This is a genomic window from Roseomonas aerilata DSM 19363, assembly GCF_000711725.1.
GTDB classification, from domain to species: Bacteria; Pseudomonadota; Alphaproteobacteria; order Acetobacterales; family Acetobacteraceae; genus Roseomonas; species Roseomonas aerilata.
Map to the genome: position 1 here is coordinate 17,520 of NZ_JONP01000001.1, position 12,739 is coordinate 30,258.

Consider the following 12,739-nt stretch of genomic DNA (forward strand, 5'->3'; position numbering starts at 1 on the left):
AGAATACGGGGCGATGGAACGGGCGCGGCGCTCAATCAACCCACTCGCCGCCGCGCATCACCGGCGTCGCGTGCCCGGCTTCGTCCAGCCCGTCCACCTCGATCTCCGGCGAGCCGATCATCCAGTCCACGTGAATAAGGCTGCGGTTGGCCCCGCGCCGCACCAGTTCCTCCTCGGAGAACTCGGCCACGAAGCACTTGCTGTAGGCCTGGCCGAGCGCGATGTGGCTCGCCGCGTTCTCGTCGAACAAGGTGTTCAGGAAGAGGATGCCGCTGCGCGCGATGGGGTTGGAGCTGGGCACAAGCGCCACCTCGCCGAGCTGGCGCGCGCCGGCATCGGTCGAGATCATCTGCTCCAGCACCGCCTGCCCGCGCGTCGCGTGCGCCTCGACGATGGCGCCCTCCTCGAAGCGGACGCGGATGCCGTCGATCAGCGTGCCCTGGTGCGAGAGCGGCTTGGTGGCGGAGACGGTGCCCTGGGTGCGCGCCCGGTGCGGGGTGGTGAAGACCTCCTCCGTCGGGATGTTCGGGTTGCCGTAGACGCCGTTCTTCGCCTTGCTCGCCCCGCCCATCCAGGCATGGCCCTCGGCCAGCCCCACGATCAGGTCCGTGCCCGGCCCGCGGAAGCGGAGGGAGTGGAAGCGCTGCTCGTTCAGCCGGTCCTGCCGTGCCTTGAGGTTCGCGTTATGCGCCGCCCAGGCGGCGATGGGGTCGGGCGTGTCCACGCGCGTGATCGAGTAGATGGCGTCCCAGAGCCGGCGCACAGCCTCTTCCGGCGCTGCCTCGGGGAACACGGCCCGCGCCCAGGCCGGATGGGCGAAGGGCACGAGGGTCCAGTTGATGTAGCTGTCCGCGATCAGGTCCAGCGCCGGGCGATAGGCCTTGGACTGCGCCCGGTTCGCCCGCGCTACCTTGCCCGGATCCTGCTCCGACAGCAGCGAGGGGTCGGAGCCCACGATCGCCAGCCGCGCCGCACCGCTCCGGAAGGCCGCCGCCATCCCCTCGAAGAGCCAGGCGGAGGAGGTGTCGAAGCCCTCGTCCGGGCCAAAGCGGTAGCGCAGCAGCGTGGAATGCTCGTCCGAGAAGAGCGTCGTCACGAGGCTCGCCCCGGCCTTGTAGGCGTGCTCCGTGATCAGCCGGGCCAGCGGCAGCGCCTCCACCGGGGAGGTCATCACCAGCTCCTGCCCAGGCACCAGCCCCAGCCCAACCTTCACGGCCAGCTCCGCCAGCCGATTCATCCGCGCGGCGTCGTCCAGCGAGGGGGAAAGGTTCGACGGGTTCGTGTCCATGCGTGCGGTCCCTTGGGCTGGCCGGAAGATCGGTCGGGGCGGGCGCCGGGGCAAGGGCAGGGGCGGGAATGCCCACTCAGGCCTCGCGCCGCACGTTCAGCGGCAGCGTCATGCCGCGCCGCTCCACCTTCAGGCCCCGGCGATAGGCGCTGTCGAGGAAGTACTGGCCCAGGGCGTAGAAGGGCACCTCCTCGAAGAAGCGCGCCTGAACGGCGCGACCGATCCGCCGTTGCGCCTCCATGTCGGGCGCCTCCAGCCACTCGTCGCGCAGCGTCTCCAGCGCGGGGCTGGTTGGCCAGCCGAACCAGGCATCGGCCCCGTTGCCGCGCAGCAGGGGATGGCCGCCGGGATTGACCAGGTCCTCGCCCCCGAAGGCGACGTAGACGGCGTTCCAGCCGCCCCTCTCGGGAGGGTCGCGCCGGGCGCGGCGGGCCAGCATCGTGCCCCAGTCGGAGGTCGCGACCTCCACCTCGAAGCCGACACGCTTCATCACGTCCGCGCAGACGAGGGTGGCGTTGCTGTTGTTGACCTGGTCCGCGGGGTTCAGCACCACCACCCGGGCACCGGCCTTGCCGGTGGCAGCCAGCGCCGTCCGGGCGGCGGCGATGTCGCGCGGCCCGGCCACGGCCGCGAGCCCCTCTTCGGAGGCGAGCGGCGAGCCCGGCGGGAAGCAGCCCATCCCGTCGCGGAAGCGGCTGCGGTCATCGCCCATAATCGCCGCCATGATGTCGGCCTGGCTCAGCGCGGGCAGCAGGGCGCGGCGCACGGCCGGGTCGTCGAAGGGCGGGTGGAGATGGTTAGGGCGCAGCATCGCGACGGTGCCCTGGGTCTCCACCCGGTCCACCACCACGTCGCGCCGGCGGGCGAGGAGCGGGCGAAGGTCCGGCGCCGCCCGCTCCCACCAATCGATCTCGCCGGCCTGGAGCGCGGCGCCGATGGTCGAGGGGTCGGGCAGGATGTGCCATTCCAGCCGCTCGAAATGGGCAAGCTTCGGGCCCGCCGTCACCGCCACCGGCCCGCCCGGCGCGGGGACGTAGCCCTCGAAGCGCCGATAGACCGCGAGCGACCCGGAGCGCCGCTCCTCGGCCACGAAGCGGTAGGGGCCGGAACCCACCACCTCCGTCAGCGGCGTCGCGGCGGGAAGGTTCGCGAAGCGCTCCGGCATGATGAAGCAGGGGTAGGAAGAGGACTTGCCCAGCGCCTCCAGCATTACCCCGAAGGGGCGGCGCAGCCGGATGGCGAAGCGCCGGTCATCGATCACCTCGATCGCGTCCAGCCGCGCGGCCAGGGTCTGCCCGTGCGTGTCGCGCGCCATCCATCGGCGGATCGAGGCCGCCGCATCGGCCGCGCGCACCTTTTCCCCATCGTGGAAGGTCGGCCCGTCGCGCAGCGTGATCACCCAGCGCCGCCCGTCATCCTCCACCGAGTGGCCCTCGGCCAGCTGCGGCTGCGGGCGGAAATCGGCGTCCAGGCCCCAGAGCGTGTCCCAGAGGAGATGCCCGTGGTTCCGCACCGCGTAGGAGGTGGTGGCGAGCGGGTCGACCGTCGTCACATCGGCTTGCGGCACGAAGCGCAGCACCCGCGCGGCCTCTCCCTGCGCGAGGGCCGGGGCGGCGAGAAGGGCGGTGGCGCCGCCCAGCAGGGCACGGCGGGTGGTCATCGGCACTCTCCGCGAGGGGCGGCGCCGGACGTGCCGGCGCCGCGGGTCTCAGGCCTCGAGGGCCGCGTCGAGCGTGATCTCAGCCTTGAACAGCTTCGAGACCGGGCAGCCCGCCTTCGCCTTGCCCGCCAGGTCCTGGAAGGTGGCGTCGTCGGTGCCGGGGATCTTCGCCCGCAGCGTCAGGTGGATCTTGGTGATCTCGAAGCCGTCCCCCACCTTGTCGAGCGTGACGTCGGCCTTCGTGTCCATCTGGTCCGCCTTCAGCCCGGCATTCCCGAGGATGAGGGAGAGCGCCATGGTGAAGCAGCCGGCATGGGCGGCGCCGATCAGCTCCTCGGGGTTGGTGCCCTTCACGCCCTCGAAGCGCGTGGCGAAGCCGTAGGGCTGCGCGTTCAGCGCGCCGCTCTCGGTCGAGATCGTGCCGCGGCCATCCTTCAGGCCGCCGGTCCAGCTGGCGGAAGCGTGTTTCTGCATCAATCTCTCCTCGTGGCGGGCCTCGGGCCCGCGATCCATGCCGGGCAGGAGGCCCGCGTCACGTAACGGGCGCGGCGGCCCGCGTTTCATGCCGGGCGGAAGCGCCCGGGCGGCCTAGAGCTTGGGGCCCGTCGCAGAAACACCAAGGGCCGGGGAGAAGGGGCGGGATGGCTGCCGGAACACGTTATGGCGTCGATCTTCGATCCGCGCTGCCCGCCGATGCCCCGGATCTCGCCGCCCTGCTCGGCGGCCCGGCGCGCGCCATGGCCTCCCGGCTGGAGGCGATGGGGCGCGATCCGGCCTCCGCCGTACTCGTCGCGACGGGCTGGAACGGGGCGGTGATCGGCGTCATCGCCCTTTCCTGGCACCCGGCGCTGACCGCCGACCGGCCCCTGGCCCGCATCACCGCCCTGGCGGTGGCGGAGGAGGAGCGGCGCAACGGCATCGGCCGCTTGCTGATCAAGGCCGGCGCCCAGGCCGCCCGTGCCGCTGGCTGCGACCTGCTGGAGGCGGCGTCGCCGGAAGGGGAGGGGGGCGCTTTCCTCGCCGCGCTTGGCTTCGTACCGGCCGGGATCAATCTCGCCAGGCCCCTTCGGAAACGGACGGAGGCGCCTTAATCCCGCCGCGCAACAGGCTCATCAACCCGCCGTTCCCCTCCGGCCACCAGTGGGAGACCACGCCAATGCGCTCCGCCCTCCTCCCCGCCGTGGCACTCCTCCTCGGCCTGCACGGCGTGGCCTTGGCCGCGCCGGGATTCGCCGCCGCCCCCGTGGAGTTGCGCGCCGGGCCGGGCATGGAATACCCGCCCGTGACCTTCCTGCCCGGGAACGCCCCGGTGGAGATCTTCGGCTGCCTGCAGGGCTATGTCTGGTGCGACGTCGCCTATGGCCCGGCGCGCGGCTGGCTTCCGGCGGGCTATCTTGGCTACCTCTACGAGAACCGCCCGCTGCCGCTGCCGGAATACGGACCGCGCTTCGGCGTGCCGATCGTCGGCTTCCGCTTCGGCGACTACTGGGACCGCTACTACCGCGGTCAGCCCTGGTACGCCGAGCGCGACCGCTGGCGCGGCCCGCCGCCCGGGGAATTCCGTGGCCCGCCGCCACCGCGCGCCGATTTCCGTGGCCCGCCCCCGCCCGACTGGCGGCGGGACGGCCCGCCCGGCCGTGGGCCGGAATGGCGACACGAGGGACCGCCCGGCCGCGGGCCCGACTGGCGACACGACGGCCGTGCCGACTTCCGCGGCCCACCCGGGCCGTCACCGGGCGAGATGCATCGCGGCCCCGAGGGCGGTCGCGGTGAGGGCGGTCGCGGTGAGGGCGGTCGCGGTGAGGGCGGTCGCGGTGAGGGCGGGCGGGGCGAGTGGCGCGGGCGTGGCCCTGATCGGGGGCACGACGAGCACAGCCCGCGCTAGATCCTCAGCGAAGCAACGGTCCCACCACCAGGACGAGCGCGAAGGCCCCTACCGCCGCCGCGCCCAGCTTCGGCACCAACCCCGCGCGCCCCGCCGCCCCCGCGGCGCGCCCGAGCAGGGTGCCGAGGCCGATCCAGCCCAGCGCCACGCCCGAGAGCAGCCCCAGGAAGCCGAGCATCCAGGGCCACCAGGGCGTTGCCCCGAAGGGGATGACGCCAAGGGCGAAAACGATCGCCTTCGGGTTCAGCAGCGTCGTCACGAAAACCTGGCGCGGCGTCACCGGCATGACGGAGAGGTCTACCGGCCCGCGACGCCAGAGCTTGACCGCAAGCAGGGCGAGATAGGTCCCGACCGCGAGGCGCAGCCCCATCGCCACCGCCGGCACCCCCGCGACGAAAGGCCCGAGCGCCAGCCCGATGGCGAGGATCGCGATGAGGTAACCCGCCGCTTCTGCCGGAAGCAGCGGCAGGGCGCGGCGGAAGCCGACCGTCGCCCCGGCCGTCGCCAGCAGCGTGTTCGTCGGCCCGGGCGTGCCAAGGATGAGGAGGACGGTCAGGGAGAAGAGAAGCGGGTCCTGCATGCCTGCTCCGGAAAGGGCGGGCCTGCGGCGTGGCAGGCCGGGAGGATGGCGCGTTCTACCCCGCCACGGCCCACCCGGCCAGATCGGCAGGGCTTTCGGAGCGGCGTCCCGCTCCCCATCTTCTCGGTGTGTCCCGTCGCCACGAGAAGCGCGCCGCGCGGGGGGAGCGCCAGGTCGAGGCACCACGAGCCGAGGCGACCTGCCCGCTCTGCCTTCGCCCCATCCCGCCCGGTGCCCGCGCCAGCCGTCACCACCTCACGCCCCGCCTGAAGGGGGGAACCCATCGCGGAACGGTGCTGTTGCACCATATCTGCCACCAGGCGATCCACGCCCGCTTCACCGAGGCGGAACTGGCCCGCCGCTTCACCGAGCCGGAGATCCTCCGCGCCGAGCCGCGCCTGGCCGAGTTCCTCGGCTGGGTCGCGACCAAGCCGCCGGAGTTCCATGCCCCCACCCGCACCGCGCGGGACCGCACGCCGAAATGGCGCTGAGGCCCCGCTGACCCCAGGCGGCGCCCGCCCCGTCCCCCAGCCTTGGCGCTGAGGGGGTTGCGCGGGTAGAAGGCGCCGCAGCACGCATGCCGCCCGGAGCCCCGACCATGGCCGCCTACCAGTACGTCTACGTGATGAAGGATCTCACCAAGTCCTACCCGGGCGGGCGCGAGGTCTTCAAGGGCATGACCCTCTCCTTCCTGCCCACGGCCAAGATCGGCGTGCTCGGCCCCAACGGCGCCGGCAAGTCCACGCTCATGCGGATCATGGCGGGGCAGGATAAGGAGTTCGGCGGCGAGGCCTGGGCGGCCGAGGGCGTGCGCGTCGGCTACCTCAGCCAGGAGCCCTGGCTCGATCCGAACAAGACCGTGGGCGAGAACGTGCGCGACGCCTTCGGCAGCCTCACCGCCGATCTCGAGCGCTTCAACGAGATATCCATGAAGTTCGGCGAGGAGATGAGCGACGAGGAGATGAACACCCTTCTCGCGGAGCAGGCCGAGCTGCAGGAGCGGATCGACGCCGCCGATGGCTGGGACCTCGACCGCACGGTGGACATCGCCCTCGACGCGCTGCGCTGCCCGCCGGCCGAGAGCGGCGTGACCACCCTCTCGGGCGGCGAGCGCCGGCGCGTCGCGCTCTGCAAGCTGCTGCTCGAGAAGCCCGAGATGCTGCTGCTCGACGAGCCCACCAACCACTTGGACGCCGAGAGCGTGTCCTGGCTGGAGAAGACGCTGCGCGACTACGAGGGCGCGGTGCTGATCGTCACCCATGACCGCTACTTCCTCGACAACGTCACCAACTGGATCCTCGAGGTCGATCGCGGCCGGGGCATCCCTTACGAGGGCAACTACTCCTCCTACCTGACCGCCAAGCGCAAGCGCCTGCAGCAGGAGGAGAAGGAGGAGAGCACCCGCCAGCGCCAGCTCGCGGAGGAGCAGGAGTGGATCGGCCGCAGCCCGGCCGCGCGCCAGTCCAAGAGCAAGGCGCGCATCCAGGCCTATGAGGAGCTGCTGCAGAAGAGCCTCGACAAGGCGCCCGACCCCACCGAGATCCAGATCCCGCCGGCGCCGCGCCTGGGCAACACGGTCATCGTGGCGGACGCCATCCGCAAGGGCTTCGGCAACCGCCTGCTGATCGACGATCTCTCCTTCAAGCTGCCGCCGGGTGGCATCGTCGGCGTCATCGGCCCGAACGGCGCCGGCAAGACGACGCTGTTCAAGATGATCACCGGCCGCGACAAGCCCGATGCCGGCACGATGACGATCGGCGACAGCGTGCAGCTCGGCTACGTGGACCAGAGCCGCGACAGCCTCGATGACAAGAAGACCGTCTGGCAGGAGATCTCGGACGGCCAGGACCTCATCACCATGGGCAAGCGCGCGGTGCCCTCCCGCGCCTATTGCGCCGCCTTCAACTTCAAGGGCGGCGACCAGCAGAAGCCCGTGGGTGTTCTCTCGGGTGGCGAGCGCAATCGCGTCCACCTCGCGAAGATGCTCAAGAACCCGCACAACGTGCTGCTGCTCGACGAGCCCACGAACGACCTCGACGTGGACACGCTGCGCGCGCTGGAGGAGGCGCTGACGGACTTCGCGGGCTGTGCCGTCATCATCTCGCACGACCGCTGGTTCCTCGACCGGCTAGCGACCCACATCCTCGCCTTCGAGGGCGACAGCCATGTCGAGTGGTTCGAGGGCAACTACCAGGCCTACGAGGCCGACAAGCGACGCCGCATGGGCGCCGCGGCCGACCAGCCGCACCGGATCAAGTACCGTCCGCTGACCCGGTGAGCGGGGGAGCCACTTGCACCACGCGGCCCGTCTCGTCACCTCGCGCGTCGTCCGCACGCCGCGCCTGACGCTGCTCCCGGTCGGGAAGGAGAACCTTCCCGACCTCGTGCGCCTGAAATCCGACCCGGCGGTCTTTGAGGCCATGCTGCACGGCGTGCGCACGCCCGAGCGCACGGCCGAGGAGTTGGCCGACGACATGGATTTCTGGGAGGTGCGCGGCTACGGCACCTGGGCCGTCCACCGCACGGAGGACGGCGAGTTCCTGGGGCTGGCAGGGCTGATGGAGCGGCCGGACGGCCGGGGCGTCGCGCTGCGCTATGCCCTCTGGCCGGAATGCCGCGGCCATGGCTACGCGCGGGAGGCGGCGCGCGCGGCCCTCGATTTCGGGCACGCCGCCGGCCTCTCCCGCATTATCGGCATCGCGCGGGAGAGCAACGCCTCCTCCCGCGCGGTGATGACCGATATCGGGATGGCCGAGTGCGGGGAGTTCAACAACCTCGGTTACCGCATGCTCGTCTTCGAGAGCCGGCGGTAGCGGCCCTCAGGCCGCCATCGCCCTCCCGGCCGGTGCCGTTCCCGCCGTCCGCGCGGCCGACGCGCGCCGGTGCCCGCCGAGCAGCGCGAGATGCTCCTCGATCACCGCCACCGCCTCGCGGTCCCCTTCCAGCAGCGGGCGCCAGTCGAGGTCGTCGGCAATGCCCAGCGGATTGCGGAGCAGCAGGTCGGTCTTCACGAAGGGGAAGCCCATCTCCTCCACCAGCTCGCGCCAGAAAAGATGCGTGCTGTTCAGCGGCCGCCGGCGCAGCGCCGCGCGCATGCCGGCGGCGTCGTCGGGCGCGATGCCCGCGAAGAGGTGCGGGTAGAGGGTACGCACCCGCCGACGCGCCGCCGGCTGCCGCAGTGCCGCCGCCTCCACCGCCTCGTAGCCGCACCAGGCGGCCACGGGGTGCCCGCGCCCGCGCATCCAGCCGCTCAGCCGCACCTCGCCCTCTCGGATGGTGCGCCGCTTGTTGGCGGTCACGCGATGCGCGGCGAAGAAGGTCGCGAGATCCGCGATGGTGGCGCGCCCGGTCGCCAGCAGGAAATAGGATTGCAGGTGCGGGGCGGGGGCAAGGTTCTCCGTCAGCCCGTAGAGCCCCTCCGGCGCCGCGCGCATGGCTGCGAAGGCGGGCTCGAGCGAGCGGAACGGCCCGCAAAGGCTGTCATTGACCAGTAGCAGCTCGGTAGCCTCGGGCGCCTGAGCCAGGACAGCCGGCAACAGGTCATGCCAGGCACCGAAGTCGAGGCCGTAGTTCCGCCGCTCGACGATCGCGGCGCAACGCCCCTCCAGCTCCGAAACGGCAGCGGAGGGGATGGAGGGCGCCATGGACACGAAGACCACGGCGAAGCCCCGGTCCCGGTAGCCCTGCACCTGGTCCATCACCATCCGGCTCACCGCCGCGACGGGAGCGTAGTGGATGAAGATCGCGACGCTCCGCGCGCGGTCCAGCGGCACGGCACCCATCCGACAGGAGCGGATGCGCGGCCCCTTGTCGAAGCGCTGGGAAAGGTCGATCCGCGCCGCCTGCACCCGCTGCCGCGCAAGGCTGAACCCGGCGCGGAGCAAGGATTGACGAAAGCTGGGTCGGGCCACGAAGGCGCGGAGCCGCGCCCGAAGACCGAGGTGCCGATCCGGCCGCTCGACCACCGCTGAAAGGCCGGAGGAGCGACCAACAGCCTGATCGGCGCCGAGTTGGCGGGCCTCAAGCCTCACGACGTCACCCCTGTAGCCTGCGCGTTGTGCCGGAGGGAGCATGACCAGCCTGCTGGCCGGCACCCGAGAGAGGTAACGCCCAGTTGTTCGTTGTATAGGGCGCGGGGTGACATTAGGCCATGTCCCTGAAGCTGATTAGATGCTAGTGGGAAAGTTTCCCACGTCCAGCCTAGCAGCGACCGATCCTGGCCAAGGTAACGACTTGTCGCCCGCTGGTGCTAATTGGTCACAAGGCTTCAGTAGATTGCCGACCAGCCGGGCCGACTGCAAGAGCCTGCAGTGACCTCTCTCACCGCCCTTCGCGTGCCGCCAGCTGAGCCACCTGGTTCCGCATCGCGTCCAGCAGGGCGGAAACGCGCCCGCCATTGCGGCTGATCACGGCGGAATACTCGCTGCGCGTGGTCAGGCGGAGCGAGGTGCCCTCGGCAATCACGTCCACGACCCGCGGCTGCCCGCCCACCTCGCTCACCCGCCAGTCGAGCGAGAAGGGGGCGAGGTTCGGTCGCTCCACGATGGTGTTCACCAGCGCGTCATCCTCCGTCCGCTGCTGGCTGCGCCCGAGGGAGAAGCGCACCCCCTGGTACTCGCCGAAGCGGGCGGAGAGGTTGCGGATCAGCGTTTCCTCGAACAGCCGCATGTACTGCGCCTGCTCCTCGGGGGTCGCGAGCCGCCAGTAGCGGCCGAGGATGAAGCGCCCCACCCCCTCCACGTCCACCGCCCGGCGAAGGATGTTCGCCACCTGGTCCCGCCGCTGCGTCACCGAGCTGCCGCTGTTGATAGCGGTGACAAGTTCCCGCCCCGTGGCCTGGATGAAGGAGGCGGCGCGGGCGGTATCCACCGGCTGCGCGGCCGCGGGCAGCGCCCGCCCGAGGAGGAGGGTGGCGCCGGCGGCGAGGAGGATGCGTCTTTCGATCATCGGGTCACAAGTCTCGTTCTGTCTGTTCGCCAGGCGCCGGCAGGGCATCGAACCGCCGCAGCCCAAGTTAGGGCGCCAACCTTGCCCGCTCAACGCCTGGGCATCGGTTGCGTTCCGCCGCCGGGCCAAGGAACGCGGCCGGCCAGCGGAACAGTGTACCCCGAAAAGGGCCGTTCAGGGCTGCCCGGCGTCCGGCGCGCTGTTCCCCAACCCGGTCCCGAGGCCCTGGGGCGCCACGGCCGTCGCGCCGGAACCCGTGTTGGCGATCTCCCGCGCGCGCTGCTGCCGGTAGGCGCTGCGCAGCGTGGCGTAGGGGTCGAGGCTCGTGCGCTGCACGTCATCCAGCGTGTCGAGCAGGGATTCCCGCGTGCTGACCACCGTCGCTCCGGCGCGGGCATAGTTCAGCGCGTCCAGCAGGTCGCGGTTGCCGAAGGTCAGCCAGGTGAAGGGATCGGCCGCGATGCCCGCCGCGAAGCCCAGCAGGTCCCGCGGGTTGCTCGGGCCGAGAATGGGGATGAAGAGGTAGGGCCCTTCCTCCACCCCGGCCACCGCGAAGGTCTGCCCGAAATCCTCGGTATGCGGCACGAGGCCGAAGCGGCTCGCCACGTCGAAGATGCCGCCCACGCCGATCGTCGAGTTGATCATGAAGCGCCCGAGCGTGATCCCGAACCGCTCCGTCTCGCCCTGCAGCGCGTCGTTCATCAGGATCACGGGGCTGCGCAGGTTGCCCAGCACGTTCGAGACGCCCGTCCGCACCGGCGGCGGCACCACGGCCCGGTAAGCCACCGCGACCGGCCGCAGCACGGCGGTGTCAATCGCCTGGTGCACGTCGTACATGGCGCGGTTGAAGGGCTCGGCCGGGTCGTTGGTGGCCCGGAATTCCTCCAGCGCGTCCTTGTCGTCGGGGGGCGGCATGGTGGCGCAGCCCGCGAGGAGGATTCCCGCGGCGAAGGCGGCGGGCAGGAGGTGGCGGGAGGGAAGGGGAAGGCGCATGGAGCTGTATGAATCCGGTGTCGCAAGGGTGTTAGCACCCGCAGCGAAGGCCGGGAACCGCTTCGCGCGCGCCGTTACCGACGGGCCATGCAACCCGGCGTGAGCGGTCTTCCGCCCCCTTCCGGGCCCGCCCCGCGCTGGACGCGGCACCCGACCGCCCCCAATTGCCGCTTCGAACCGGCCGCGGGATGCTCTAGGACCAACGCATGAACGAGATGTCGCCCCCCAAGACGCTGCGGAACTGGCTCGCCGGGCCCCGCGTGGACGCCCTTCCCTCGCTGACGGCCATGCCCGCCCCGCTGCTCTCCTTCGAGTTCTTCCCGCCGCGGACCGAGGCACTGGAGAACCAGCTCTGGTCCTGCGTGAAGCGGCTGGAGCCGCTGGCGCCGCGCTTCGTCTCGGTCACCTACGGCGCCGGGGGCACCACCCAGGCGCGCACCCACGCGACCGTCACGCGCATCCTTCGTGAATCGAGCCTGACCCCCGCCGCCCACCTCACCTGCGTGGGCGCGACGCGCGAGGAGGTGGATGCGGTGGCCCGCGACTACTGGGAGGCCGGCGTGCGCCACATCGTCGCGCTGCGCGGCGACGCCCCGGCCGGGGAAGGCGGCTACCAGCCCCACCCCGGCGGCTACGCCTACGCCGCCGACCTCGTCGCCGGACTCAAGCGTATCGCGGACTTCGAGATCTCCGTCGCCGCCTACCCGGAGGTCCACCCGACCGCCTCCTCGCCGGACGAGGACCTCGACAACCTCAAGCGCAAGATCGACGCCGGCGCCACGCGCGCCATCACCCAGTACTTCTTCGACGCCCCTACCTTCCTCCGCTTCATCGACCGCGCCCACGCGGCAGGCATCACCGTGCCGATCGTGCCGGGCATCCTGCCGGTGACGAACTTCGCCCAGGTGGCCAAGTTCTCGGCCATGTGCGGCGCCCGCGTGCCGGATTGGATGGGCACCCTCTTCGAAGGCCTGGACGATGACGCGGAAACCCGTCGCATGGTCGCCGCCGTCGTGGCCGCGGAACAGGTGAGGCTCCTCCAGGCGAATGGCGTGGACGAGTTCCACTTCTACACGCTGAACCGGCCGGACCTGACCTACGCCATCGCCCATATCCTGGGGGCCAGGCCCCATGCGGCCTCGACGAAGGCCTGATGGGGCGGCGCTGGTGACCCCAGGGAGAGGAAGAAGGAATTCTTCCTCTCCCTGGGCCCCTCACCATCATCTCGTCCTATCTGTTTGATGGGTTTATCGACCGGGGCGCCTTGGGTCCGTGATCCAAGGCGACTGCACGTTCAGGAAGGTTCCGCGAGAGCCGGATGCAGGTCCAGGAGCCTCAGGCTCCTGGCGGGAGAGGTCTGGAGACGGCAGAGCCCTCTTCGGGCGC

General features: G+C 71.3%; 13 protein-coding genes. 6 read left to right on the plus strand and 7 right to left on the minus strand.

Annotation, left to right across the window (positions count from 1 at the left end):
* Positions 1-31: 31 nt before the first annotated feature.
* From BO39_RS00100 to BO39_RS00110, 3 genes are all read right to left on the minus strand, one after another.
* Positions 32-1,288, minus strand: coding sequence for an aminopeptidase (locus tag BO39_RS00100; protein WP_052401235.1), 1,257 nt, complete (start codon positions 1,286-1,288; stop codon positions 32-34).
* Positions 1,289-1,364: 76 nt separating this feature from the next.
* On the minus strand, positions 1,365-2,948 hold the full coding sequence (locus tag BO39_RS00105; RefSeq protein WP_043828888.1) for an ABC transporter substrate-binding protein: 1,584 nt from the start codon (positions 2,946-2,948) through the stop codon (positions 1,365-1,367).
* 48 nt (positions 2,949-2,996) lie between these two features.
* The gene (locus BO39_RS00110; RefSeq protein ID WP_043828890.1) at positions 2,997-3,422 is read right to left on the minus strand and encodes an OsmC family protein; all 426 of its coding nucleotides are present in this window, start codon (positions 3,420-3,422) and stop codon (positions 2,997-2,999) included.
* 167 nt (positions 3,423-3,589) lie between these two features.
* Here BO39_RS00110 and BO39_RS00115 point away from each other — a divergent pair, with 167 nt between their 5' ends.
* Together BO39_RS00115 and BO39_RS00120 are read left to right on the plus strand one after the other, a co-directional pair.
* Positions 3,590-4,039, plus strand: a complete 450-nt coding sequence (locus BO39_RS00115) for a GNAT family N-acetyltransferase (RefSeq protein ID WP_043828892.1) — start codon at positions 3,590-3,592, stop codon at positions 4,037-4,039.
* A 65-nt stretch (positions 4,040-4,104) separates the two neighbouring features.
* Positions 4,105-4,833, plus strand: coding sequence for an SH3 domain-containing protein (locus tag BO39_RS00120; RefSeq protein ID WP_043828893.1), 729 nt, complete (start codon positions 4,105-4,107; stop codon positions 4,831-4,833).
* A 4-nt stretch (positions 4,834-4,837) separates the two neighbouring features.
* Here BO39_RS00120 and BO39_RS00125 read toward each other — a convergent pair whose 3' ends face one another.
* Complete coding sequence (locus BO39_RS00125) at positions 4,838-5,413, minus strand: LysE family translocator (protein ID WP_043828895.1); 576 nt, start codon at positions 5,411-5,413, stop codon at positions 4,838-4,840.
* A gap of 128 nt (positions 5,414-5,541) precedes the next feature.
* Between BO39_RS00125 and BO39_RS00130 the strand changes: the two genes are divergently transcribed.
* From BO39_RS00130 to BO39_RS00140, 3 genes are all read left to right on the plus strand, one after another.
* Positions 5,542-5,904, plus strand: coding sequence for an HNH endonuclease family protein (locus BO39_RS00130; protein WP_052401236.1), 363 nt, complete (start codon positions 5,542-5,544; stop codon positions 5,902-5,904).
* 107 nt (positions 5,905-6,011) lie between these two features.
* The gene (ettA, locus tag BO39_RS00135; protein ID WP_043828897.1) at positions 6,012-7,691 is read left to right on the plus strand and encodes an energy-dependent translational throttle protein EttA; all 1,680 of its coding nucleotides are present in this window, start codon (positions 6,012-6,014) and stop codon (positions 7,689-7,691) included.
* A gap of 13 nt (positions 7,692-7,704) precedes the next feature.
* Positions 7,705-8,226 (plus strand): GNAT family N-acetyltransferase, encoded by a 522-nt coding sequence (locus tag BO39_RS00140; RefSeq protein ID WP_043828899.1) that lies wholly within the window; start codon positions 7,705-7,707, stop codon positions 8,224-8,226.
* Positions 8,227-8,232: 6 nt separating this feature from the next.
* Here BO39_RS00140 and BO39_RS00145 read toward each other — a convergent pair whose 3' ends face one another.
* The 3 genes from BO39_RS00145 to BO39_RS00155 all read right to left on the minus strand — a co-directional run bounded on the left by BO39_RS00145 (position 8,233) and on the right by BO39_RS00155 (position 11,353).
* Positions 8,233-9,444, minus strand: coding sequence for a rhamnan synthesis F family protein (locus tag BO39_RS00145; RefSeq protein WP_169742710.1), 1,212 nt, complete (start codon positions 9,442-9,444; stop codon positions 8,233-8,235).
* A 289-nt stretch (positions 9,445-9,733) separates the two neighbouring features.
* Positions 9,734-10,360, minus strand: coding sequence for an MlaC/ttg2D family ABC transporter substrate-binding protein (locus BO39_RS00150; RefSeq protein WP_043828903.1), 627 nt, complete (start codon positions 10,358-10,360; stop codon positions 9,734-9,736).
* 174 nt (positions 10,361-10,534) lie between these two features.
* Positions 10,535-11,353 (minus strand): MlaA family lipoprotein, encoded by an 819-nt coding sequence (locus BO39_RS00155; RefSeq protein ID WP_052401237.1) that lies wholly within the window; start codon positions 11,351-11,353, stop codon positions 10,535-10,537.
* 206 nt (positions 11,354-11,559) lie between these two features.
* Between BO39_RS00155 and metF the strand changes: the two genes are divergently transcribed.
* Complete coding sequence (gene metF / locus BO39_RS00160; protein ID WP_043828905.1) at positions 11,560-12,507, plus strand: methylenetetrahydrofolate reductase [NAD(P)H]; 948 nt, start codon at positions 11,560-11,562, stop codon at positions 12,505-12,507.
* Positions 12,508-12,739 lie beyond the last annotated feature (232 nt).